The organism is Pseudonocardia tropica, from assembly GCF_040105315.1.
In the GTDB taxonomy this organism is placed as follows: Bacteria; Actinomycetota; Actinomycetes; order Mycobacteriales; family Pseudonocardiaceae; genus Pseudonocardia; species Pseudonocardia alni.
This window is the reverse complement of the sequence record NZ_JBEDNP010000010.1, coordinates 41,805-66,342: the sequence shown is the minus strand read 5'-3', so window position 1 is coordinate 66,342 and position 24,538 is coordinate 41,805. Positions and strand designations below refer to the sequence as shown.

19 protein-coding genes and 3 tRNA genes are annotated in these 24,538 nt (G+C 74.7%); 6 read left to right on the top strand and 16 right to left on the bottom strand.

The window, feature by feature from the left end; translation table 11 throughout:
• Positions 1–60: 60 nt before the first annotated feature.
• From WHI96_RS17580 to WHI96_RS17540, 9 genes are all read right to left on the bottom strand, one after another.
• Positions 61–1,455 (bottom strand): hypothetical protein, encoded by a 1,395-nt coding sequence (locus WHI96_RS17580; protein WP_349302409.1) that lies wholly within the window; start codon positions 1,453–1,455, stop codon positions 61–63.
• A 209-nt stretch (positions 1,456–1,664) separates the two neighbouring features.
• Positions 1,665–3,083 (bottom strand): lipopolysaccharide biosynthesis protein, encoded by a 1,419-nt coding sequence (locus WHI96_RS17575; RefSeq protein ID WP_345644424.1) that lies wholly within the window; start codon positions 3,081–3,083, stop codon positions 1,665–1,667.
• Positions 3,080–4,702: a GMC oxidoreductase gene (locus WHI96_RS17570; RefSeq protein WP_345644427.1), complete on the bottom strand. Its 1,623-nt coding sequence runs from the start codon at positions 4,700–4,702 to the stop codon at positions 3,080–3,082. The genes WHI96_RS17575 and WHI96_RS17570 overlap by 4 nt, the downstream gene beginning before the upstream one ends.
• A gap of 31 nt (positions 4,703–4,733) precedes the next feature.
• Entirely contained in the window at positions 4,734–5,879 is a 1,146-nt protein-coding gene (locus WHI96_RS17565; protein ID WP_345644430.1) for a DegT/DnrJ/EryC1/StrS family aminotransferase, read from the bottom strand.
• A 90-nt stretch (positions 5,880–5,969) separates the two neighbouring features.
• Entirely contained in the window at positions 5,970–7,064 is a 1,095-nt protein-coding gene (locus WHI96_RS17560; RefSeq protein ID WP_345644433.1) for a glycosyltransferase, read from the bottom strand.
• A gap of 51 nt (positions 7,065–7,115) precedes the next feature.
• Entirely contained in the window at positions 7,116–7,697 is a 582-nt protein-coding gene (locus WHI96_RS17555; protein WP_345644436.1) for an HNH endonuclease, read from the bottom strand.
• A 176-nt stretch (positions 7,698–7,873) separates the two neighbouring features.
• A complete protein-coding gene (locus tag WHI96_RS17550) occupies positions 7,874–8,986 on the bottom strand; it encodes a cystathionine gamma-lyase (protein ID WP_345644438.1) in 1,113 nt (370 codons plus the stop codon).
• Between the two features lie 5 nt (positions 8,987–8,991).
• The gene (locus WHI96_RS17545; RefSeq protein WP_345644441.1) at positions 8,992–10,050 is read right to left on the bottom strand and encodes an NAD(P)H-dependent glycerol-3-phosphate dehydrogenase; all 1,059 of its coding nucleotides are present in this window, start codon (positions 10,048–10,050) and stop codon (positions 8,992–8,994) included.
• Positions 10,047–10,766, bottom strand: coding sequence for a lysophospholipid acyltransferase family protein (locus WHI96_RS17540; protein WP_345644443.1), 720 nt, complete (start codon positions 10,764–10,766; stop codon positions 10,047–10,049). Before WHI96_RS17540 ends, WHI96_RS17545 begins: the two co-directional genes overlap by 4 nt.
• A 129-nt stretch (positions 10,767–10,895) precedes the next feature.
• Between WHI96_RS17540 and cofC the strand changes: the two genes are divergently transcribed.
• The 4 genes from cofC to WHI96_RS17520 all read left to right on the top strand — a co-directional run bounded on the left by cofC (position 10,896) and on the right by WHI96_RS17520 (position 16,160).
• Entirely contained in the window at positions 10,896–11,633 is a 738-nt protein-coding gene (gene cofC / locus WHI96_RS17535; protein ID WP_345644445.1) for a 2-phospho-L-lactate guanylyltransferase, read from the top strand.
• 61 nt (positions 11,634–11,694) lie between these two features.
• Positions 11,695–14,076: an RNA degradosome polyphosphate kinase gene (locus WHI96_RS17530; RefSeq protein WP_425571581.1), complete on the top strand. Its 2,382-nt coding sequence runs from the start codon at positions 11,695–11,697 to the stop codon at positions 14,074–14,076.
• Positions 14,076–15,023, top strand: coding sequence for an NUDIX hydrolase (locus tag WHI96_RS17525; RefSeq protein ID WP_345644448.1), 948 nt, complete (start codon positions 14,076–14,078; stop codon positions 15,021–15,023). Before WHI96_RS17530 ends, WHI96_RS17525 begins: the two co-directional genes overlap by 1 nt.
• A 204-nt stretch (positions 15,024–15,227) precedes the next feature.
• The gene (locus WHI96_RS17520; protein WP_345644451.1) at positions 15,228–16,160 is read left to right on the top strand and encodes an endonuclease domain-containing protein; all 933 of its coding nucleotides are present in this window, start codon (positions 15,228–15,230) and stop codon (positions 16,158–16,160) included.
• 803 nt (positions 16,161–16,963) lie between these two features.
• Here the strand turns inward: WHI96_RS17520 and WHI96_RS17515 are convergent.
• The 3 genes from WHI96_RS17515 to leuC all read right to left on the bottom strand — a co-directional run bounded on the left by WHI96_RS17515 (position 16,964) and on the right by leuC (position 19,608).
• The gene (locus WHI96_RS17515) at positions 16,964–17,452 is read right to left on the bottom strand and encodes an HU family DNA-binding protein (protein WP_345644454.1); all 489 of its coding nucleotides are present in this window, start codon (positions 17,450–17,452) and stop codon (positions 16,964–16,966) included.
• Positions 17,453–17,590: 138 nt separating this feature from the next.
• Positions 17,591–18,181: a 3-isopropylmalate dehydratase small subunit gene (gene leuD, locus WHI96_RS17510; protein ID WP_100878533.1), complete on the bottom strand. Its 591-nt coding sequence runs from the start codon at positions 18,179–18,181 to the stop codon at positions 17,591–17,593.
• A complete protein-coding gene (leuC, locus tag WHI96_RS17505; RefSeq protein WP_345644459.1) occupies positions 18,181–19,608 on the bottom strand; it encodes a 3-isopropylmalate dehydratase large subunit in 1,428 nt (475 codons plus the stop codon). Before leuC ends, leuD begins: the two co-directional genes overlap by 1 nt.
• 74 nt (positions 19,609–19,682) lie before the next feature.
• On the opposite strand from leuC, the gene WHI96_RS17500 reads away from it, so the two are divergent.
• Entirely contained in the window at positions 19,683–20,387 is a 705-nt protein-coding gene (locus tag WHI96_RS17500) for an IclR family transcriptional regulator (protein WP_345644462.1), read from the top strand.
• 116 nt (positions 20,388–20,503) lie between these two features.
• Complete coding sequence (locus WHI96_RS17495) at positions 20,504–22,261, top strand: Hsp70 family protein (RefSeq protein ID WP_345644465.1); 1,758 nt, start codon at positions 20,504–20,506, stop codon at positions 22,259–22,261.
• Between the two features lie 380 nt (positions 22,262–22,641).
• Here WHI96_RS17495 and WHI96_RS17490 read toward each other — a convergent pair.
• The 4 genes from WHI96_RS17490 to gltX all read right to left on the bottom strand — a co-directional run bounded on the left by WHI96_RS17490 (position 22,642) and on the right by gltX (position 24,501).
• Positions 22,642–22,714, bottom strand: a tRNA-Glu gene (locus WHI96_RS17490).
• Between the two features lie 47 nt (positions 22,715–22,761).
• Positions 22,762–22,837, bottom strand: a tRNA-Glu gene (locus WHI96_RS17485).
• Positions 22,838–22,895: 58 nt separating this feature from the next.
• A tRNA-Gln gene (locus WHI96_RS17480) sits at positions 22,896–22,967 on the bottom strand.
• A 55-nt stretch (positions 22,968–23,022) separates the two neighbouring features.
• Positions 23,023–24,501 carry a glutamate--tRNA ligase gene (gene gltX / locus WHI96_RS17475; protein ID WP_345644468.1) on the bottom strand — a complete coding sequence of 493 codons (1,479 nt, stop codon included), beginning with the start codon at positions 24,499–24,501 and terminating at the stop codon, positions 23,023–23,025.
• Positions 24,502–24,538 lie beyond the last annotated feature (37 nt).

The window sequence follows — 24,538 nt, the reverse complement described above, 5'->3', positions numbered from 1 at the left end:
CCGGTCCGACCACCCCTGGCCTCAGCCACCACACCCCGGGCCCGGCCGGACGCGGCCCGTTCACCGCCGTCGGGCCCGGGTCACCACGCCAACGGTGCACGCCCCCGACCGGCGCAGCGCGGCCAGCAGGGCCGCGGCGCGGGCGTCGAGCCGATCGGCCCCGGCCCGCGCGACGACGACCGTGTTCTCGGCCGCCGCGAGGCTCGCGAGCAGCCGCGGGGACCGGGCGAGCGGCGTGGCGGCGACGACGACGGCCGGGCCGCTCAGTCCGGTTCCGGCCACCAGCTCGGCCAGTCGCCCCGAGAACAGGTCCAGGTCCTCATCGGCGGCCAGCGTGACGACCGCGGGGCGTGGGTGGGCCGCGGCGTCGGGCTCGGCGGTCCCTACCGGCTGTGCGGTCCCGGCCGGCTCCATGGTCCCGGTGGTCCCGGCCCGGTGCACCAGGACCGTCGGGCCGCGCTCGGCCGCGGCCGCGGCGAGCTCGGTGGCCACGGTCGTCGCGTCACCGGCCGCCACCCCGGTGCCCGGGAGACCGGCGACCACGATGGTGCCGCTCGGCCGGGGGATGATCTCGGCGAGCAGCAGCCGGGCCCGCTCGGGGTCGGGCCGGGCGCCCGGCCCGACCGGTATCTCGGTGACGCTCACCCGGTCCACGTGCGGACGCAGGTCGAGCCCGGTCCCGACCCGGCTGGACAGTGCCTGGCGGCCCATTACCACCCCACCCAGCGCGATCCCGCCGAGTACGGCACCACCGGCAGCCGCGAGCAGCAGCGGGCTGCCCCCAGCCGTCGGGTCGACCGCCAAGGCGCCCACGACCTGCACCGGGCCGGAGTCGCTCTGCAGCTGCGCCTCCAATCGCAGGTCGCGCAGGCTGTCCAAGCGGGCCTGGTCCGAGGGGTCGCCCGGGCCGCCGCGGGTCAGGTCCGCGATCGCGCCGTCGATCGTCGCAAGCCGTCGGGCCAGCAGCTCGGAGTCCTGGTCGGCGACCAGTTCGCCGTAGACGGTCAGCGCGGTGCGGGCGACCGCGACGGCGGTCGCGGGGTCCGGTGCGGTGGCGGCGAGCTCGATCACCGCGGTCTGCCCGGACCGGGACACGGTGAGGCCGACGTCGTCGCGGCCCAGCCGCTGCTCGACCACGGTCCGCAGCTCCGAGCCCTGCAGAACCGCCAGCTGCCGGACGACGTGCTCGGTCACCAGCTGCTCGTCGGGCGGGGTGCCCTGCAGCGACTGCAACGTCGGCAGCGACGCGGGCGCCACGTCCAGCGCCGCGGTCGCGGTCACGGTCGCCGGGCGGAGCAACCCGAGCAGCAGTCCGAGCAGCGCGCCGGTCACCATGCCGAGCGCGACCGCGCCGAGCCCGGTACGGGTCAGTCGACGGCGGGCGACCGTGCCGAGCAGCAGGTCCTCGTGCCCGGTCCCGCCCGGGACCGGGGGCACCGGTCGGGGCGACGGCACGCCGTCACCGATCGCGGCCGCCCGAACCGCCGACTCGCGGGCCGGGGCATCGCGGGGCCGGTCGGTGGATGTGCGGTCGGCGGGCCCCGGGGGCGCGACCTCCGCACCCGCAGACCCGGCGGGCATCGTCGGGCGGGGCGGGGCCGCCGCGGGAGGGCGCGCGGGCAGGCGCTCGGTCGCGGCGGTCCCCGAGGACCTCTGACGGGTACTCATCGGACGGTCTCCTCCTCGGCGGACGGATGCGGGCGCAGCTCGACGTCGGGTACGGGCGGGACGGGCGGCGGGATCGGCGACACGCCGGCGGACGGTGCACCCCGGGACGGGGCCGGCACGGGCGCCCCGGCCGGCGGTGTCACGGCCTCCGGTATCGCTTCGGACAGTCCCCGGACGGTCGCGCGGGCGGCGGGCAGCAGCAGCGCCAGCATCAGCAGCTCGACGACCGCGACGACCGCGGCGGCCGCCACGATCCCGTCCAGCATCGAGGCCACGAGCAGCAGCGGCACCCCCACGACCGACCCGACCGCGGTGACGACCGCGATCGGCCGGATCCGCTCGGCCGGCGCCAGGACGTGCAGCATGATCGACTGGCTGACCGCGAACGACGCGATCGCCACCCCGACGCCCACGCCCACGGGCCAGGGCACCACGATCTCGGGGCCGAACACGACCCGGCTCAGCAGCGGCATACCGACCGCCAGGACCATCCCGGTGACCAGCCCCGCACTGCCGTTGACCAGCAGAGCGGTGCGCATCCGGTGGACGGTGCCCGCGCCCCAGTCCTCGGCGACCCAGCCGGAGAACGCCGACAGGCACGCCCGTATCCCGCCCTGGGCCATGTACATCAGCCGCACCGCGGCGGCGAATACCGCCACCAGCAGCACGTCGTGGTCGGTGCCGATCGCGAACAGCGGCACCAGCAGGCTCGTGTAGGCCCCGCCGACCAGCCCGGACACCGCCAGCGGCCAACCGGTCCGCAGCGCCCGCACCGTGTCGATGCCGAGGCTCGCCAGCTCCGCGCCGTGACCGCGCAGCTCCCACGCGGCCGAGACCGCGACCGAGCCGAGCGTCGCAACCAGCAGCAGCACCGCGAACGGCAGCGCCGAGCGCCACACCAGGACCGGGACGACGGCGAGCACCGCCGCGGCGACCCGCGGCAGCGTGTCGTACAGCGCGATCCGCATCGGGGCGCCGCGCGCCACGAAGTACCAGGTGGGCAGCAGCGCGATCGCGGCGGTCGCGACGGTGAGCAGCGCGCTGACCAGCTCGTGACCGTCCGGGGCGAGCAGCACGCTCACCGGCACGATCACCGCGAGCACCGGCAGGAACACCGCCAGCCGCGACGCCAGGCTCGCGGCGAGGACGCGCTGCGGGCTGCCCGACCGGCCCCGGCCGACCATGCCGGGCCCCTTGTCGACCCAGCCGACGTCGACCAGCGCGACCGCCGCCGAACCGACCGCGGTACCGATCGCCACCGCGGCCCAGCCCTCCGGACCGGTCGCGCGCGCGATCACCGGCAGCACGAGCAGCGGGGAGGCCACCGACAGGATCGGCAGGAGACCGAACAGTCCCAGTCGTCGCCAGGGCGCGCGCGCCGGGGACACGGTCCCGGTCCCGGGAACGAGGCTCACCGGGCACCGTCCGGCAGCCGGGTCCGGCCGCGGACCTCGAGGTCAGGACGGGTGCGGTCCCGGAGCCGGTCGGCCAGGCGCAGCGCGAGCTGCACGATCGTCAGGGTGGGGTTCGCGAAACCGGAGGTGGGGAACACGCTGCCCCCGACGACCGACAGGCCGGAAACGCCGTGCACCGCCAGCTCGGGGTCGACCACCCCGTCATGCGGGTCGCGCGACATCCGGGTGGTGCCCGCCGGGTGGAAGCCGTCGCGGACCGTGCCGCGCCAGGCGTCGTCGTCGGTCATGGCGGGCAGGTCCCGGGTGGTCGCAACCCCGGCCGCACGCAGGTCCTCGGCGACCCACCGGGTCAGCAACCGCGAGGTGTGCAGCTCCTCGTCGGCGCAGAACCAGTCGATCCGGGCCACCGGCAGGCCGAGCGCGTCCCGGCGGGCGCCGAGGGTGACCCGACGGTCGGCCCGGGGGGCCTGCTCCACCCACACCTGCAGGAACACCCCCGACGGTGCGTCCCCGCGGAACGGCACGCCACGTACCCGCTGCCGGTAGAGGCCGCGGGCGAGCGCCGGGACCGCGGCGACCCCGCGCACCAGATCACCCGGGCGGAGCGTGCGCGGGCCCGGCCCGGTGAGCTCCGCGCGCAACCGGTGCACCGCGTCCAGCGGCGAGTCGGAGTAGACGTGCTCGAACACCGCACAGGCGTTGAGCAGTCCCTCCCGCTCCTGCGCGGCCGCGGTCAGCGCGATCTTGGGGAAGACCCGCCGGCCCCGACGGCGCAGCTCCACGTAGCGGTCGCGCAGCACCCGGTGGTCGACCGGGTCGATCCGCACGGTCCGGACGATCGGGTGGTCCTGCAGGTGGCGGCCGGTGTGCGCGCGCCCAGTACCCAGGCCGACGCCGTTGGGGTCGCTGAGCTGCAGCAGCCGGGCGTTCTCGATCCCGCCTGCGGCGAGCACCACCTCACGGCCGGTGATCTCGACCCGACGGCCGCCGGCGGCGATCCGCACCCCGGTGGCGCGGCCGTCGACCAGGGTCGCCCGGGTCACCGTCGCGTTCACCACGACCCGCACCGCGCGCGAGGCGGCCAGCCGGTCCCGGTCCCGGCTGCCCAGCGGCACCTCGCGGCAGTACTCGGTGAGGAAGTTGCGGAGCCGCTCGGGGTCCCAGTTCAGTGGACGCAGCGGGGCGAAGTCGGCCCAGCGCGTCTCGTCGTACCCGCCGGCGACGTCGAGGAAGGCCTCGGCGGCGGGCCGGTGGCGGTCCAGCTCGGCCGGGTCCAGCGGCCAGCCGCTGCCCGGTACCCAGGGCCGTACGGCCAGGTCCGAGCGGTCCAGCGGCAGGCACTGACCGCGCCATGTCTGACCAGCTCCGCCGATGCCGCGGGCCCGACCCTCGGTCGGGTACCGGTAGCGACTCCCGGCGGTCTCGGCGCGGTCCAGCGGACCGTCCTCGACCGGGAAGCGGGGGTCGACGGTGTCGGGTCCGGACTCGAGCAGCACGACGGGCACCCCGGCCTCACCGAGACGCCGGCTCACCGCGATGCCGGCCGGACCGGCACCCACGACCACCACGGCGTCGTGCGGGAGGACGTCGAGCCGGTCCCGTTCGGCGTCGATGATCATCGTTGCTCGCTCCTGGTCCGGTCGGGGTTGGTCATGCGGAGGTGAGGGAACGTACGGCGGCGCGGAAGGCCGGGTAGGGCAGCTCGGGGGCGATGTCGACCACACAGGTCCGTTCCAGGACCGGCAGCGTGTTCGGGCAGGACGCCGGGGAGTAGTCGGCGTGCCCGCCGGCCCAGCCGTGCGGGTCGATCCGCGGGTGGTGGGTGCGGCGTTCGAGCACCGGCCACCACCGGGTGAAGACGTGACGTCCGGAGTCGGCGAGCAGCCGGGCGGTGCGTCGGCGGGCGAAGTCCGCGGCCTGCGCGGGGTCCTCGAAGCGCAGCGCGAGCCCGACCGCGGAGGCCTCGTCGTGGTGCGGGGCGACGGTGAAACCGCGCAGCGGGCTCGACAGCAGGGCGTCGAGCACCACGGCGCGACGGCGACGGCGCAGCTCCAGCTGGCGGTCCAGCCGACGCATCTGGGGCCGCAGTACCGCCGCGGTCAGTTCGGACATCTTCAGGTTGAGCCCCACGAACAGCGGCTCGTCGGTGCGGGTCCAGCCGTCGCGCTCGTAGGCGCCCAGGTCGTGGTAGTACAGCGCCCTGGTCGCGGTGCGCGAGTCGTCGGTGAGCATCATCCCGCCCTCACCGGCCTTGACGTTCTTGGCCTGCTGGAAGCTGAAGGCGCCCGCGTCGCCGATCGTGCCGACCCGCCGCCCGCGGTGGGTCACCCCGACCGCCTGGGCCGCGTCCTCGATCACCGACAGGCCGTTCTCCGCGGCCAGATCGGTGAGCGCGTCCATGTCCGCGACCAGGTTCAGCATGTGGACGGGCATGATCGCGGCGGTCCGTGCGGTGATCTTGCGCTTGGCGTCGAGCGGGTCGATGGTGAGCGAGTGGTCGATGTCGACGAGGACTGGGACGGCGCCGACGGCGAGCACCGCGGCGGCCGAGGCGACCCAGGTGAACGCCGGGACGAGTACCTCGTCGCCCGGCCCGACCCCCCTGCCGACCAGGGCGCAGGTCAGTGCGGCGGTCCCGCTGGCCACCGCCAGGGCGTGCCCGGTCCCGGTGCGCTCACAGGTCTCGGCCTCCAGCCGCGCCACCTCCGACCGTCCGCCGGCGGTGTAGCGGCTCAGCTCACCGCGGGCCAGGGTGCGTACGGCCGCGGCCATCTCACGGGCACCCAGCGAGAGCATGCACACTCCGATCGTCGAATCCGTCCGGTCACGTCGGTTGTCGGTTCGTCCGGTACCGACGTGTTGTTACGCCAAACGCTGCAGTACCGGTCACCATCGGTGGGATTCACTCGAAGACAGCACAGTCGTGATCACATCAGCCACTCGTTCGGCCGAGCGTCGGCGATCGAAATATGTGACTGCGCGTATTCGCGCGCGCTGCGCCTCCGCACCGGCCGGGCCGTCGGGGCGCAGCCGGGCGACCACCGCGTCGGCGAGCGCACGCACGTCCCCGGCCGGGACGACCGTCCCGCCGTCGCCGATCGCCTCGGCCACCCCGGTCACGTCGAAGCCCACCACCGGGCGCCCGCACGCCATGGCCTCCAGCGCCACCAGCGGCATCCCCTCCCAGCGCGAAGGCAGCACCACGACGTCGGCGTCGAGGTACCAGCGGCGCGGATCGGACGTGGCGGACTCCCAGCGCACCGATCCGTCGGTCCCGGCGCTCCACGCGGCCCGCTGCGGGCCGTCGCCGACCAGCACCAGCCGGGCCGCCGGCACCGCGGTGCGGACCCACGGCCACGCCTTCAACAGCAGGTCCTGGCCCTTCTGCCGGGTGACCCGGCCCAGACACAGCACGGTCGGGACCCCGTCGGCGACCGGCCCCGGGTGCGGGGCGAACCGGTCGGTGTCGACCCCGTTGGGGACGACCATGGCGGGGGTGGTGACCCCGGCCGCGCGGCCGGCGGCCAGTTCGGCGTCGCTGACCGCGATCAGCCGGTCGGTCCACCGCGACGCGCCGCGCTCCCACGCCCGCGCGGCCGCGGCGACCGGCCCGGTGACCGCGTCGAAGGACCAGGCGTGCGGCTGGAACAGGGTCGGGATCCGGCCCCGCACGGCGAGCCGCCCGGCCAGTCCGGCCTTGGCACTGTGCAGGTGCACCAGGTCCGGCCCGACCCGGCCGACCACTCGGGCCAGCGCCCGCGCCTCGGCGGGCGTCGAGCGGCCCGGGCCGCGGCTCGCCGCCCACGGCTCGACCGGCACCCCGCCGCGGGCCAGCCGCTCGGCCAGCGGGCCGGGTGGGCAGGCGACGCGCACGTCCCATCCGCGGTCGCGCTGGTCGAGGGCGAGCTGCGCGACCACCTCGGCGACACCGGCGTCGACCGGCTGACTGACGTGCAGGACTCGGGGGGATCGACCGTCCACGACAGCACGATCGCCGTGCCGGGCGATGTCGTTAGCCGCCCGGCACGAAATTCACGCGACCGTGGCCAACCACGGCTCCCACGCCGGCAGCGGCTCGACCGCCAGCACGAGCACACCCGACCCGCTGCGCGCAGGCGGCCCCGGCGTCGCCCCCAGCGTCCAGCCGATCTCCTCGATCAGCCGGTCGGCCTTGCGGGAGTTGCAGGCCTTGCAGGCGGCGACGCAGTTCTCCCAGCTGTGCGCCCCGCCGCGGCTGCGCGGGATCACGTGGTCGATCGTGTCGGCACGTCGGCCGCAGTAGGCGCAGCGACGGCCGTCGCGGCGCAGCACCCCGGCCCGGGTCATCGGGACCGAGCGGCGGTAGGGCACCCGGACGTAGCGCGACAGGCGCAGGACCGAGGGTGCGGGGAGCGCGAGGTTCTCCGAGCGGAACTCGGCACCCTCCAGAGCTTCCTGGAGGCATTCCGCCTTGCCGGAGAGCAGCAGGCAGATGGCACGTTTGGACGTCACCACGGCCAGCGGTTCGAAGCTGGCGTTGAGGAGCAGGACCCGGGACCCCACCGGGACGTGAGCCGTGGTCGGCGGCTCGGTCCCGGGTGCCGGGACGGGATCGTCGGGGAGCGGATCGACCATCCGCAGATCTCCACCCGAGATCATCTCGGCACCACCGGGGACGGGTTGTCGGTACGGCACGCGACCACCTCCGCGAACGCTCGAGGTCCGGATGTAGTCGACCATACGGAAGGTGGGTTACGCGAGTGTGATAACCGAACCGACGCCGGGTGTCCCGTCGGTTCCCGACGGCCGGATCAGCCTCGTAGGGCGCCGATCACGTCCGCGAGGAGGTCGTCGGTGTCCTCGACACCGCAGGACAGCCGCACCAGGCCGTCGGGCACCGCGTCGCCCCAGCGGGCCCGCCGGTCCGCGGCGGTGCGCAGCCCGCCGAAGCTCGTCGCCGAGTCGACCAGCGTCGTGCGGGCCAGGAAGTCCGAGACGGCGTGGGTGTCGGCCAGGGTGAACCGCAGGATCCCGTTCCAGCGCCGCATCTGGGTCCGGGCGAGCACGTGCGACGGGTCGTCGGCCAGCCCTGGCCAGCGCACGTCGTGCACGCCCGGGGTCTCCCGCAGCGCGACGGCGAGCGCGCGGGCGTTCTCGGCCTGCCGGGCCAGCCGCAGGTCCAGGGTGCCGAGCCCGCGCAGCGCCAGCCAGGTCTCCATCGGCCCGGCGATCGCGCCGCCGCGGGTGCGGAAGGCGCGGACCCGCTCGTGGTGCACCGGGTCGGCCGCGGACACGTGCCCGAGCAGCAGGTCCCCGTGCCCGGACAGCGCCTTGGTGTCGCTGGCGACGACGAGGTCCGCCCCGAGCGCGAGCGGCTGCTGCCCGAGCGGGGTGCACGTGGTGTTGTCGACGGCGACGACCGCCCCGGCCGCGTGGGCGGCGGCGGCGACCGCGGCGACGTCGCAGACCTCCAGGCCGGGGTTCGACGGCGTCTCCAGCATCACCAGCGCGGGCCGGTGCCGGGCGATCGCCGAGGCCCAGTCGCCCGCGGTCGCGCAGTAGGCGACCGGCACCCCGAGCGGGGCGAGCTCCTCGTCGGCGAGCAGGCGCGCGACGTAGTAGCCGTCGCTGGGCAGCAGCACGCCGCGCCCGGTGCCGGTGAAGGCGCGCAGGACGGCCGCGACCGTGGCCATCCCGGACGGGAACACCGTGCACGGCCCGCCGTCGAGCTCACCCACCGCGGCCTCGAACTCCCGCCACGTCGGGTTGTCCGCGCGGGCGTAGAAGTCCGCGCCCGGGTCGGCCTCCTCCGGGCGCCCGAGGTGGTACGTGCTGGTCAGCACCGGTCCGCGGTGGACCGGGTCGCCCACGGTGTGGGCGTCGTGCTCTCCGCCGCGCACGCAGCGGGTGCCGTCTCCGAGCATGGGGTTCACTCCGGCTTCGGGGCCCGGGAGATCAGTTCCTTGGCCATCTGGTGGGCGGTCATGCCCTCGTGACAGACCCGGCGCACCGCGTCGGCGATGGGCAGCTCCACCCCGGCGCGCTCACCGAGCTCGCAGATCGACAGGCAGGACTTCACGCCCTCGGCGACCTGGCCGTGGTTGGCCCGCTCCGCCTCGGCGAGGCTCGCGCCGCGGCCCAGCTGCTCGCCGAAGGTGCGGTTGCGCGACAGCGGGGAGCTGCACGTCGCCACCAGGTCGCCCATGCCGGCCAGGCCGGCGAAGGTCAGCGGCGAGGCACCGAGCGCCATCCCGAGCCGGGACATCTCGGCCAGCCCGCGGGTGATCAGCGACGCCCGCGAGTTGTCGCCCAGCCCCATCCCGGACGCGACGCCGACCGCCAGCGCGATCACGTTCTTGCCCGCCCCGCCCAGCTCCGCCCCGACGACGTCGGTGTTGGTGTAGGCGCGGAAGTAGCCGGTCGCGCAGGCGGTCTGCAGCGCCACGGCGCGGTCGTGGTCCTCGCAGGCGATGACGGTGGCCGTCGGCTGCTCGTGCGCGATCTCCGCGGCCAGGTTCGGCCCGGAGACGACCGCGAGCCGGTCCACCCCGACGCCGGTGACGTCGTCGATGACCTCGGTCATCCGCTTGAGCGTCCCCAGCTCGACGCCCTTGGCCAGGCTGGTGACGGTGACCCCGGCCGGGACCAGGTCGCGCCAGCGCTCCAGGTTGTCGCGCAGCGACTGCGACGGGACCGCGAGGATCACCGCGTCGGCCCCGTCGAGGGCCTCGGCCGCGTCGTGGGTGGCCCGCAGCGTGTCCGGCAGCGCGACGTCGGACAGGTAGTCGGGGTTGCGCCGGTCGGCGTTGACCGCGTCGGCCACCTCGCGCCGCCGCGCCCACAGCCGCACGTCGCGGCCGGCGTCGCCGAGGACCTTCGCGAACGCGGTGCCCCAGCTGCCCGCGCCGAGCACGGCGACGCGGTGGATCGAGTGCACGGGCTCGTTGACCGGACGCTCCCCGAACGACGGGGCCGGGGGGATGCTCATCGGCCCGCCCCGCTCTCCGGGCGGCGGCGGTAGAACTCCTCCGGCGCGTCCTCCTCGCGGACCTCGGCGAGCAGCTCCCGCACCCGGCCCATGATCAGGTCGGTGACCTCGCGCAGGACGTGGGCGTCCAGCGGGCGCCCGCGGTAGGCGCTCAGGTCCACCGGGTCACCCGCGCGCAGCACGACGTCGGTGCGCGGCAGCGGGCGGAACTTCTTCTCGTAGCCGTTCAGGACCTCGCGGGTCCCCCAGTGCACCATCGGGATGACCGGCACGTCCGAGGCCAGCGCCATCCGCGCGACGCCGGTGCGCGAGCGCATCGGCCACCCGTCGGGGTCACGGGTGATCGTGCCCTCCGGGTAGATGATGACGATCTTGCCGTCGGCCAGGGCCTGCGTCCCGGCGGCCAGGCTCTGCTGGGCGTCGGCGGAGTCGCGGTAGACCGGGATCTGCCCCGAGCCGCGCAGCACCTGCCCGAGCACCGGTACCTGCCACAGGCTGCTCTTGGCCAGGAACCGGGGCACCCGCCCCGCGCTGTGCACGTAGGTCCCGGTGTGGATCGGGTCCAGGTGGGAGATGTGGTTGCCGACCAGCAGCGCGCCGCCGCGGGCCGGGAGGTGCTCACGGCCCTGGTAGCGCGGCCGGCCGGTGAGCCAGCCGATCGAGTAGAAGAACGGGACGGCGAAACCGACCCAGAATCCGCCCTTCTCGCGTGCCACCGGCGGCCTCCTCCTGCCCGCCTCTGCGGCGGGACGTGGGGTCGTCGCGGATCGGGATGATCCGGATCTCGTCCGTGGAGTCTCCCCACAGGGGCTCCACGGTGTCACGCGGGGTGCCAGACTGGGGCCGTGACCCTGCGGGTGGACCTGGTCGTACCGGTGAAGCCGCTGCCCCGCGCCAAGACCCGGCTGCGCGGTGCCGCCGACGACGGGGTGGGTGATCTCGACGCGCACCAGCGGCTCGCGCTGGCCCTGGCCCGCGACACCGTCGCCGCCGCCGTCGCCGCGACCGCGGTCCGGCACGTGCTGGTGATCTCCTCGGACCCGGCGGTGGCGATGGAGGTGGGCGCGCTCGGCGCGGAGGTCGTCACCGACCCCGGCCGCCGGCTCAACGGCGCGCTGCGCCACGGTGCCGCGCTGCTGCGCTCGCGCGACCCGCACGTCGCGCTGGGGGCGCTGCAGGCCGACCTGCCCGCGCTGCGCCCGGCCGAGCTCGACGACGCCGTCGCCGCGGCCGCCGTGCTGTTCGCCGCCGGCACGACCCGGGCCTTCCAGCCCGACGCCCCCGGCGAGGGCACCACGCTGCTGCTCGTCGCCCCGGGGCACGATCTCGACCCGCACTTCGGCCGCGGGTCCGCCGCCCGGCACGGCGCCTCCGGGGCCCGCCCGCTGCCCGGTGAGCGTCCCGGTCTGCGCCGCGACGTCGACACCGCCGCCGACCTCGACGACGCCGTCGCCCTCGGGGTGGGCGCGTGGACCCGGGCCGTGGTCGACGCCCGGCACCCGCCGCCCGCCGCACCTCACCCACCCGGATGTCCCCCGCCCGGTGACGCCGTCGCCCGACGGTGTGGCACACCACGTACGTGACATCGCCGGGCGGGGCCGTGTCCCCGTGGACGGTTGCGGAACGGTACGAAACAATCGTGACGTGAGTGACGACTCGGCGACCCCGGACGGACGGAACGGCACCTCCGCGCACCCGGGGGGCCGTCCCCGGACGACGGCGCGCCGTGCCCCGCGTCCGGCGTCGCGGCGGCTGCACACCGCGAGCCGCAGCGTCACCGACCAGGCACCGTCCGCGGAGATCCCGGCCCAGCAGCACGCGCCGTCGGGCCCCGCGGCGCCGTCCGCGCCGCCGGCCGCCGCGCCGTCGCAGGTCCAGGGGGCCGCCCCGATCGCGCCGCCCGCGGGGGCGACCGCCCCGGCGTCGACGATGGCCGAGCTGCTCCCCGAGGACCGCTACCTCAACCGCGAGCTGTCCTGGCTCGACTTCAACGCCCGGGTGCTGGCCCTGGCCGAGGACTCCAGCCAGCCGCTGCTGGAGCGCGCGAAGTTCCTCGCGATCTTCGCCTCCAACCTCGACGAGTTCTACATGGTCCGGGTCGCGGGCCTGAAGCGCCGCGACGAGACCGGCCTGTCCGTGCGCAGCGCCGACGGCCTCACCCCGCGCCAGCAGCTGGCCCGGATCACCGAGCGGAGCCGCGCGCTGTCGCGGGCGCACGCCGAGGTGTTCAGGGACGAACTGCTCCCCGAGCTCGACGCGGCCGGCGTCCACCTGCGCAGCTGGGAGGACCTGACCGACGCCGAGCGCCTGCGGCTGTCGGACTACTTCACCGAGACGGTGTTCCCGGTGCTCACCCCGCTCGCGGTGGACCCGGCGCACCCGTTCCCCTACATCTCCGGGCTGTCGCTCAACCTCGCGGTGACCGTCCGCGACCCCGAGGGCCGCACCGAGCGGTTCGCCCGGGTGAAGGTGCCGAACAACGTGCCCCGCCTGGTGACGGTCGACCCGCCGGACACCGACACCCGCGCCGGGAACCGGCAGGTCACGTTCCTGCCGATCGAGGACCTCATCTCCGCGCACCTCGGGGACCTGTTCACCGGCATGGAGGTCACCGAGGTCCACCCGTTCCGGGTCACGCGCAACGCGGACCTGGAGGTCGAGGAGGACCGCGACGAGGACCTCCTGCAGGCCCTGGAGCGGGAGCTGGCCCGGCGCCGGTTCGGCCCGCCGGTCCGCCTCGAGGTGCTCGACACGATGTCCGAGCACGTGCTGGAGCTGCTGCTGCGCGAGCTCGACGTGGACCCGAACGACGTCGTCACCGTCCCCGGGCTGCTCGACCTCACCGGCCTGTGGCAGGTGCACGGGGTCAACCGCCCCGACCTGAAGGACGAGCCGTTCCGCCCCGCGACGCACCCGGCGTTCGCCGAGCGGGAGACCCCACGCAGCGTGTTCGCGACCCTGCGCGAGGGCGACGTGCTCGTGCACCACCCCTACGACTCGTTCTCGACGTCGGTGCAGCGCTTCATCGAGCAGGCCGCCGCCGACCCGAACGTCCTCGCGATCAAGCAGACCCTCTACCGCACCTCCGGTGACTCCCCGATCGTCAACGCCCTGATCGACGCCGCCGAGGCGGGCAAGCAGGTCGTCGCGCTGGTCGAGATCAAGGCCCGGTTCGACGAGCAGGCCAACATCCGCTGGGCGCGCGAGCTGGAGAAGGCCGGCGTGCACGTCGTCTACGGCCTGGTGGGGCTCAAGACGCACTGCAAGACCTGCCTGGTCGTGCGCCAGGAGGGGTCGGAGATCCGCCGCTACTGCCACATCGGCACCGGCAACTACAACCCGAAGACCGCGCGGCTCTACGAGGACGTCGGCGTGCTCACCGCCGACCCGACCATCGGCGCGGACCTCACCGACCTGTTCAACTCCCTCACCGGCTACTCGCGGCAGACCTCCTACCGGAGCCTGCTCGTCGCGCCGTACGGGATCCGCCGCGGCATCGTGCGCCGCATCGACGACGAGATCGAGGCGCACCTGTCCGGCGAGTCCGGCGCGCGGGTGCAGATCAAGGCGAACTCGCTGGTCGACGAGGCCATCATCGACGCCTGCTACCGGGCGTCGCAGGCGGGCGTGCCGGTCGACATCGTGGTGCGCGGCATCTGCGCGATCGTCCCCGGGCGGCCGGGACTCAGCGAGAACATCACCGTCCGGTCGATCCTGGGGCCGTTCCTGGAGCACTCCCGGGTGCTGCACTTCGGCTCGGCCGACGAGTACTGGATCGGCTCGGCGGACATGATGCACCGCAACCTCGACCGCCGGGTCGAGGTGATGCTGCGGGTCGCCGACCCGAAGCTGGCCGACCAGCTCGGCGCGATGTTCGACTCCTGCCTGGACCCGGCGACGCGCTGCTGGACGCTCGGGCCGGACGGGACCTGGTCGCCGTCGCCCGCGCCGGGCTCGGAGAACATCCGGGTCCGCGACCACCAGGTCGAGATGATGAACTCCCGCCGCGGCAGCAGCGAGGACTGATGCTGTCCGCACAGCTCCGGACCGACGGCGCCGAGGTCGACCCGGCGGGGATCGCCGACGTCGTCGCGGCCGGGACGGTGCCGTGGCGCCGCGCGGACGACGGCACCGTCGAGGTGGCCCTGGTCCACCGCCCCCGCTACGACGACTGGTCCTGGCCCAAGGGCCACCAGGACCCGGGCGAGGCGCTGACCCTGACCGCGCTGCGCGAGACCGCCGAGGAGTCGCACCTGGGGTGCCGCCTCGGCGCCCGGCTCGGCCACACCGCGTACACCGTGCCCGGCAGGGGCCCCAAGGTCGTGCACTACTGGGCCGCCGAGGCGGTCCGCGACCACGGCTTCACCGTCACCGACGAGACCGACGACCTGCGCTGGCTGCCCCGCGACGAGGCCGCCGCGCTGCTCACCCGCCCGGCCGACGCCGACCTGCTGGACCGGCTCGACCGGGTGGGGCCGCCGTCGTCGACGGTGGTGCTCGTGCGGCACGCCAAGGCGGGCAGCCGGACCGCCTGGGAGGGCGACGACGACCTGCGCCCCCTGTCCGGCACCGGGTTCACCCAGGCCAACCGGCTCGCGGACTTCCTCGGCCGCTTCGGCCCGGACCGGCTCGCGACCGCCCCGCCGCTGCGCTGCGGCCAGACGATCGAGCCGTACGCCCTCGCGTCCGGCGCGGGCGAACCGGACGTGGAGCCGCTGCTCGGCGAGCACGGCTACTGGGTCTCCCCCGCCGACGGCCTGGCCCGCTTCCGCACCCTCGCGGCGCAGGCCGGCGTGACGCTGCTGTGCAGCCAGGGCGGGGTCATCCCGGACGTCGTCGGGCACCTGCTCGCCGCCGCGGGCCGGCCCCCCGACCCCGACCTGCCCTCGCACAAGGCCAGCACCTGGGTCCTGGGCTTCGGCGCCGACGGCGCCCTGCTGTCGGCCGACTACTACCGCCGCCCACCCTCCTGACCCGCCGCGCCGTCCCGCACCCGGCGTCCCCGGGTCCGTGCCGCTCGTCGATCAGTACCTGAGTGCTGTTCGTCCCCGGGCCGGCAGCACTGGTGCACTGATCGACCGGGATCGGAGGCGCGCTCCCGGCGGCGGAGTGTGCGATCGCGAACGGGTGCACCGGTTCCGGCCCGCCGGGCGCGGGCCGGGGTGCAGGGTGCGCGGGTGGAGGAGCCGTTCCGGGGGTCGGAGGCCGTCGCGCGCGGGATCGTCACGCCGGGGCGGCTGCGCGGGCCACGGTTCGTGCGCCTGCTCCCCGACGTGTACGTGTCCGCCGCGGTCCCCGTGACGCCGGTGCTCCGGGCCCGCGCCGCATCGATCCACGCCGGACCCCTCGGTGCGGCGTCGGCCTACTCGGCGGCCGAGATCCTCGGCGCGTCCTGCGGACCGTGGGGTGCACCGGCCGAGCTCGTCGCACCACGGCGGATCCGGCCCCGCCCGGACCTGCTCGCCCACCAGGGCGTCCCGCTCGAACCCGGTCTCTGCGACGGAGTCCGGGTCACCTCGCCCCGCGCCACGGCGTGGGAGCTGTGCCGGCGGCTCGATCTCGTCGACGCCGTCGTCGCCCTCGACGCGCTCGCCGCTCGGAGACGGGACCGGCCGGTGTTCGTCCCGGTGCGGGGCACCCCGGCACCCGAGCAGCGGCAGCTGTCCCGGATGACGGCGCCGTGCCCCGGCTTCGACCCCGCCGACCTGCTGGTCCTGCGGTCGCTCCACCCGCACGTACGGGGCTCGGCCCGGCTGGACCGGGTCGTCGCACTCGCCGACCCGCGCGCGGAGTCCCCGCCCGAGACCCGGCTACGGCTGTTGCTCGTGCTCGCCGGGCTCCCGGTCCCACAGGTCCAGTTCCCGCTGTACGACGGCCGGAGCCGCCCCTGGGCGCGGTTCGACCTCGCCTACCCCGACGCCCTGCTCGCGATCGAGTACGACGGCACCCACCACGACGACCCGCTCGACCGCATCCGCGACATCCGCACCGCGGCGCTGGGATGGCAGACCCTCCGGATCACCGCCGACGGACTCACCCGCAACGCCGGTCGCACCGTCGGGACGGTCCGCGCCCTGCTCGCCCAACGGACCCGTCTCGCACCCCGCTGAACCACACCGCGCCGCGTGACAGGTCCCCGCTCGGCTCCCTGCTCGACGCCGACCGCCCTCCCCCGGTCCCGCCCGCGCCACCACCGTGCCGCGCGCGCTCCCCGTCGATCAGTACATGAGCGTTGCCGCGTTCCGGCCGGGCAGCGCTCATGTACTGATCGACACACGAACGGGGTGAGGGGGCCGGGGCGGCACAGTGCGCGGCGGGGCAGGGCGGGGCGGCACGGTGCGCAGCGGGGTGCGGAGCGCGGACGCGGAGCACGAACGCAGAGCACGAACGCGGAGCACGAACGCAGAGCACGAACGCAGGACACGAACGCAGGACACGAACGCAGGACACGAACGCGGAGCAGGGCAGCGCCACGAGGCCGGGGCAGGGCGGCGCCACAAGGCCGGGGCATACGCCGGAGCGCCCGGCGGGCCCGTGCCGAGCCCCAGGGCGCCCACCGGCCGGAAGCTCAGTCGATCAGTACATGAGCGCTGTCCACACCCGCTCGAACAGCACTCGTGTACTGATCGACGCACCCGCGGTAGCGCTGGGCGGTGAGTACAGGACAGCGTGGCGGGAGTGGAGGGCGCACGTGGGCCGCACCGGCACGACGGCACGACGAGGCCGCAGGCGGTAGGCCGACGTGATGCGGCGGGGCGCGACGACACCGCTGCGCGGGGCGGCGGTACACGAGACGGCGCTGCACGGGGCGGCGCGGCAGGTACAGCGCGGTGCGGGCAGCACGGTGCGGGCACGGCGGAACACCGCGGCACAGCACAGGGCGGCGCCGACCACGGGCAGTGCGGTGGCGCGGCTACTTCTCCGCAGCGGCCTTCCGTCGGGCCGGCTTCCTCGCCGACGCGGCCGCCTTCCTCGGGGCAGCCGCCTTCTTCGCCGGAGCGGCCGGAGCGGCCGGAGCCGCCGCGGTCTCCGGGGGGATCGTCTTGCGGGTCGCGGTGCTGCGGCCGTTGCCCGTCGCGGCCCGCTCGGTACGGCGGGGGGCGCTGGTCGCGTTCGCGGCGGCGGCCTCGCTGGCGGCCACCCGCTCCTTGAAGGCGGCGCCGGGCCGGAACGACGGCACCACGGTCTCCCCGACGGGCACCGTCTCCCCGGTCCGCGGGTTGCGGGCGGTGCGCGGTGCGCGTCGTCGCGGCTCGAAGACACCGAACCCGGTCAGGGTGACGGTCTCACCACGGCCGACCGCGTCCACGATCACCTCGACCATCGCGTCGACGGCCGACGTGGCGGCACGACGGTCTCCGAGCCGGGCGGTCAGCGCATCGACGAGCTGAGCCTTGTTCATGGTCACGAAAGGTAAGGCTGCGCCCCTGCCGCGCACCAGATCCCGACGCGAGTCCAGGTCGCATACCGTCCACCAGTACAGGTCCGAACGGGTGATCACGGCAACATCTGTCGGAGCACGGTGACCACCCGTGTCGGTTCAGGCCAGGGTGCGTGGCATCCGGGCGGGCCGGGTTCCCTCGAACGCGGTGATGTCGGCCTCGTGCCGCAGGGTGAGTCCGATGTCGTCGAGACCCTCCCGCAGCCGCCACCGGGCGTAGTCGTCGATCTCGAACGGCACGGTCAGGTCGCCGGCCTGCACGGTCTTCTCACCCAGGTCCACGGTGATCTCCGTGCCGGGCTCGGTCTCGAGCTTCTTCCAGATCAGCTCGACGTCGGGCTGGGCGACCTCGGCGGCCACCAGACCCGCCTTCGCCGAGTTGCCGCGGAAGATGTCGGCGAACCGCGACGAGATGACGACCCGGAAGCCGTAGTCCATCAGCGCCCAGACCGCGTGCTCACGCGAGGAGCCGGTGCCGAAGTCCGGGCCCGCGACGAGCACCGACCCCCGGTCGAAGGGCTCGTTGTTGAGCACGAACGACGGGTCGTCGCGCCAGGCGGAGAACAGGCCGTCCTCGAAGCCGGTGCGGGTGACCCGCTTGAGGTAGACGGCCGGGATGATCTGGTCGGTGTCCACGTTGGACCAGCGCAGCGGCACGCCGATCCCGGTGTGGGTGTCGAACTTCTCCATCAGTCCAGGTCCTCCGGGCTGCTCAGCGTGCCGCGCACGGCGGTCGCGGCGGCGACCAGCGGCGACACCAGGTGGGTACGACCGCCCTTGCCCTGCCGCCCCTCGAAGTTGCGGTTCGAGGTGGACGCGCAGCGCTCACCGGGCGCGAGCTGGTCGGGGTTCATGCCCAGGCACATCGAACAGCCCGCGGAGCGCCACTCGGCGCCCGCGGAGGTGAAGACCTTGTCCAGGCCCTCCTCCTCGGCCTGGAAGCGCACCCGCATCGACCCCGGGACGACGAGCATCCGCACGCCCTTCGCGACCGAGCGCCCGTCGAGGACCTCCGCGACCGAGCGCAGGTCCTCGATCCGGCCGTTGGTGCAGGAGCCGACGAACACCGCGTCGACGGGCACCTCCCGCAGCGGGGTCCCACCGGTGAGGCCCATGTAGGACAGCGCCTTCTCCACCGCGGCGCGCTCGCCGTCGTCGGAGATGGCGGCCGGGTCGGGCACGGACCCGCCCAGCGGCAGGCCCTGGCCGGGGTTGGTGCCCCAGGTGACGAACGGGGTGAGCTCGTCGGCGTCGATCCGCACGACCCGGTCGAACTCGGCGCCGTCGTCGGTGCGCAGGGACCGCCAGTCGGCGACGGCGGCGTCCCAGTCCTCGCCGGCCGGGGCGTGCTCGCGGCCCTCGAGGTAGGCGAAGGTCGTGTCGTCCGGGGCGATCATGCCGGCGCGGGCGCCGGCCTCGATCGACATGTTGCAGACCGTCATCCGGGCCTCCATCGAGAGGTTCTCGATGACGTTGCCCCGGTACTCCAGTACGTGACCCTGCCCGCCGCCGGTCCCGATCCGTGCGATCACGGCGAGGATGACGTCCTTGGAGGTGACGCCCGGGCGCAGCGTGCCGTCGGCGCTGGTCACCTCGATCGCCATCGTCCGGAACGGCTTGAGCGGCAGCGTCTGGGTGGCGAGCACGTGCTCGACCTCGGAGGTGCCTATACCGAACGCCATCGCGCCGAACGCGCCGTGGGTGGAGGTGTGGGAGTCCCCGCAGACCACCGTGGTGCCCGGCTGGGTCAGCCCCAGCTGCGGCCCGACCACGTGGACGATCCCCTGCTCGGGGTCGTTCATCGGGTGCAGGCGGACACCGAACTCCTCGCAGTTGCGACGGAGGGTCTCCACCTGGGTCCGCGAGACCTCGTCCGCGATCGGGGCGAGGACGTCGAGGGTCGGGACGTTGTGGTCCTCGGTGGCGATGGTGAGGTCCGGACGGCGCACCGGACGGGCCGCGAGCCGGAGCCCGTCGAACGCCTGCGGGCTCGTGACCTCGTGCACCAGGTGCAGGTCGATGTAGAGCAGGTCGGGCTCGTCGCCCTCGCCCTTGCGGACGAGGTGCCGGTCCCAGACCTTCTCGGCCAGCGTGCGCGGCTTCTCTGCGGTGGTCACGCCCGCCTCCTCTGTGATCTGGTCGATGGGATTCGACGTGGACTTCCCAGATCGTGGGAAGTTAGTATCGGAACGTGGGACAGTCTAGCGGGATCGGCGTGCTCGACAAGGCCGTGGGGGTTCTCCGGGCGACGGCGGAGGGGCCGTGCGGCCTGGCGGAGCTCTGTGAGCGCACCGGCCTGCCCCGGGCCACGGCCCACCGGCTCGCCGTCGGGCTCGAGGCGCACGGGATGCTGCTGCGCACACCGGACGGGCGCTGGCACCCCGGCCCGACCCTCGGCCAGCTCGCGGGCGGGCGGCCGGACCCGCTGCTCGACGCCGCGGCCGCCGTCCTGCCCCGGCTGCGCGACATCACCGGCGAGAGCGTCCAGCTCTACCGGCGCGACGGGATCCACCGCATCTGCATCGCGCACGCCGAGCCGCCGTCCGGCCTGCGGGACACCGTGCCCGTCGGGTCCCGGCTGCCGATGACCGCGGGCTCCGGGGCGAAGGTGCTCGCCGCCTGGTGCGAGCCGGCCACCCAGCGGCTCATCCTCGCCGACGCGAGCTTCTCCGAGCGCGTGCTCGTCGACGTCCGCCGCCGCGGCTGGGCACAGAGCGTCGCCGAACGCGAGGCCGGGGTGGCGTCGGTGTCGGCCCCGGTGCGCGACGCGGCGGGCCAGGTCGTCGCCGCCGTCTCGGTGTCCGGGCCGGTGGACCGGATCGGACGCCGTCCGGGGGTCCGCTGGGCCGCCGACCTGCTCGCCGCGGCCGACGCGCTGCAGCACCGACTCACCTGATCGGCCCCCGGCCGCGGCACCGACGCGACTGAGGTGACGGTTCCGGGCTCCACTACCGTGTGGAGGTCCGGCACCGGGCCGGACCCTTCGGACATGGTCGGCACACCGGGGAGACGATGGGTTACCTGCTGGGCATCGACGTCGGCACCACCCGCACCGCGGCTGCGGTCATCGGCTCCGGCACCGTCGAGATGGTCACGCTCGGTGACCATTCGGTCGACATCCCGTCCGTGGTCTACGTGGCGCCCGACGGTGGGCTGTTGTTCGGCGAGGCCGCCGAGCGCCGTGCGCTGACCGAGCCGGACCGCGTCGCCCGCGAGTTCAAGCGGCGCATCGGCGACCCGACGCCGATCCCGCTGGGCGAGCGGTCCTTCGCCCCCGAGCAGCTGTCCGCGCTGCTGGCCGAGCACGTCGTCGACGTCGTCGCGCGCACCGAGGGCGGCGCGCCCGAGCGCATCGCGGTGACCCACCCGGCGTCCTGGGGCACACACAAGTGCGACCTGTTCGCCGCGGCCCTGGCCGACCGCGGGCTGACCGTCACCTTCCTCACCGAGCCGCAGGCCGCCGCGCTGCACTACGCGACGAACGAGCGGGTCGAACCCGGCGCGACCGTCGCCGTCTACGACCTGGGCGGCGGGACCTTCGACGCCGCCGTCGTGCGCAAGGAGGCCGCGGGCGGCGGGTTCACGCTGCTCGGCAGGCCCGAGGGCGTCGAGCAGCTCGGTGGCGCCGACTTCGACCAGGCCGTCGTCGACCACGTGCGCGACGCCGTCCCGGCCGCCTTCGAGGGGCTCGACGAGACCGACCCGAACGTCCTGTCCGCGATGGCCCGGCTGCGCCGCGACTGCCGCGAGGCCAAGGAGGGCCTGTCGGCCGACACCGAGGTCTCCATCCCGGTGTGGCTCGGCGAGGTCCGCACGACGGTGCGCCTGCACCGCAGCGACTTCGAGGAGCGCATCCGGCCCCGGCTCGAGGAGTCGGTCGAGGCGCTGCAGCGCGCGATCGCCTCGGCCGGGCTGGCCGCGTCCGGGCCGTCGGTGGTGCTGCTGGTGGGCGGGTCCTCGCGGGTCCCGCTGGTCGCCGAGCTGGTCTCCACCGGGCTCGGGCGTCCCGTACAGGTCGACGCGGACCCGAAGAACACCATCGCGAAGGGCGCCGTCGTCGCGCTCGGGCCGGCCGACCCCGTGCCCGGCACCGGCTCGGGTGGGTTCGGCGCGGTGTCGGCGAGCAGCGGTCTCGCGCTGGCCCCCGACCCCGGCCCGCTGCCCTGGGAGAACCCGGACCCGGTCACCGACCGGGTGCCGACCGGCGGCACGACCCAGCTCGACGGCGACCGCACCGCCTACCTCGAGGGCGCCCGCGCCGACCCGCCCACCGACCGCTTCCCCGTCGTGCCGCCGGTGGGCTACGACCGGACCGCCGTGCACGGCTACGGCGGGTACGGCGGCTACGACGACGGCGAGACCACCGTCGCGCCCGGGCCCGGACCGGTCCGCCGCTCCCCCGCGCTGCTCATCGGCGCCGGCGGGGTCGTCGCGGCTCTGGCCGTGCTGGGCGCGGTGTTCCTCTGGCCGCAGGACCACTCGATCGGCAACGCGATCCCCAACCTGCCCGCGACGCCGACGACCACCGAGGCCCCGCCCCCGACGACCGTCGAGGAGGAGCCGGTCCGCCAGCCGGAGCGGACCCGGGAGCGCTCCACCGAGGCCGTCCCGACGACGACCGACGCCCCGATCCCGGTACCGCCGCCGGTCGTGACCACGCCCAGCGAGCCGCCGAGCAGCCCGCCGAGCTCGCCGCCGTCGAGTCCGCCGAGCTCACCGCCCTCGGAACCGTCGAGCTCGCCCCCCTCGGAACCTGCACCGAACCCCTGACCCGGGCGCCCGCCGGCCGTCCGGAGCCGTCGTGCAGGTGACGGTGCATCCCCCGGCCCACCGGCCGCGCCCCGGGCGACGACCATGATCACCACGAGTGAGGGGTCCGGTGCCGGATGTGGCACCGGACCCCTCACCCGATGCGATCACCGGACCCACCCCGAGGGCAGGATCGGATCGTCGTCCTCCCGACACACAGCCGGGTCCGGCATCAGGACCCGGTCCCCCGGCCCGGAGTGACCCGGACCGTGCCGCCCGGGCCTCCTCGTCGCCGGGACCGCTGCGGGGGTGCCCGGGGCACAGCGGGGTGCGTCCGGCCGTGCCCGGAAGGGACCCGACACGACGAAGGCCCCGCTCCGTGGAGCGGGGCCTTCGTGGAGTAGTCCCGACGGGATTTGAACCCGCGCTACCGCCTTGAGAGGGCGGCGTCCTAGGCCGCTAGACGACGGGACCAGGACAGTCGGCTCGATCTCGAGTGCGGACCCCTGCGAGGGAGTCCGTGGTAGTCCCGACGGGATTTGAACCCGCGCTACCGCCTTGAGAGGGCGGCGTCCTAGGCCGCTAGACGACGGGACCATGGACGAGACCGTGCCGATTGTCAGAAATCATCATTCCGGAGAACTCGTGATTTCCGCTGGGGTACCAGGACTCGAACCTAGACTAACTGAACCAGAATCAGTCGTGCTGCCAATTACACCATACCCCATCGAAAAGCGGGCCCCGTTCCGGAGCGAGGCCCGCTCTCCGTTGATGTAGGTACTCTAACCCATGTCCCGGGAGCGTCTGACACCGGCCCCCAGGCGGGCGAGGGACCGCTCGCGGCCCAGCAGCTCCATGCTCTCGTAGAGCGGCGGGGACACCGTGCGGCCGCTGATGGCGACGCGGACGGGGGCGAACGCCTTCCGCGGCTTGAGCCCCAGTCCGTCCACGAGCGAGGTCTTGAGCGACTCCTCGATCGCGGCGGCCGACCACTCCGGCAGGTCCGCGAGCCCGGCGACGGCGGCCTCCAGCACCGGGGCCGCGTCGGCGCCCAGGTTCTTCGCGGCGGCGTCGTCGTCGGGAGTGAAGGTGTCCTCGTCACGGAACAGGAAGGCCAGCATCCGGGCCGCGTCGGACAGCACCTGGCTGCGCTCCTGCACCAGCGGCGCGGCGGCGGCGAGCACCGCGCGGTCGGGGTCGGTGACCCCCTCGGCGGCGAGGTGGGGCACGACGCGCTCGGCGAAGTCGTCGGGGGCGAGCAGGCGCAGGTGCGCGGCGTTGATCGCCTCGGCCTTCTTCAGGTCGAAGCGGGCGGCGTTGCTCGACACCCGGGACACGTCGAAGGCGGCGACCATCTCGTCGAGGGAGAACACGTCGCGGTCCTCGGCGATCGACCAGCCGAGCAGCGCGAGGTAGTTGAGCAGCCCCTCCGGCACGAACCCGCGGTCACGGTAGTGGAACAGGTTCGACTGCGGGTCCCGCTTGGACAGCTTGCGGTTGCCCTCGCCGGTGACCAGCGGGAGGTGTGCGTAGGTGAAGGGGCCGTGGCCGATGCCGACCCGGGCCAGCGCCTCCAGCAGCGCGATCTGCCGCGGGGTGGAGGCCAGCAGGTCCTCCCCGCGCAGGACGTGCGTGATCTCCATCAGCGCGTCGTCGACCGGGTTGGTCAGCGGGTACAGCGGGGTGCCGTCGCCGCGGGCCAGCACGAAGTCGGGCACCTGCCCGGCCCGGAACGTGATCTCGCCGCGGACGAGGTCGGTGAAGCTGAGGTCGTGGTCGGGCATGCGCAGCCGGTAGACCGGGGCGCGCCCCTCGGCGCGGAACGCGGCGCGCTGGTCGTCGGTGAGGTCGCGGTCGGCGTTGTCGTAGCCGAGCTTGGGGTCGCGGCCCGCGGCGCGGTGCCGGGCCTCGATCTCCTCGGCGTTGGAGAACGACTCGTAGACCTCGCCGGCGTCGATCAGCCGGCGCAGGGCGTCGGCGTAGACCTCGCCGCGCTCGCTCTGCCGGTACGGCCCGTGCGGGCCGCCCTTCTCGACGCCCTCGTCCCAGTCGAGGCCGAGCCAGTCCAGCGCGTCGAGCAGGGCCCGGTAGGACTCGTCGGAGTCGCGGGAGGCGTCGGTGTCCTCGATCCGGAACACCAGGGCCCCGCCGTGGTGACGGGCGTGGGCCCAGTTGAACAGGGCGGTGCGGATGAGGCCGACGTGCGGGGTACCGGTGGGCGACGGGGAGAACCGCACCCGGACCTGGGCTGGAGTACTCATGGTCGGTCCAGCGTATCGACCCCGTACTGCGGGGTGG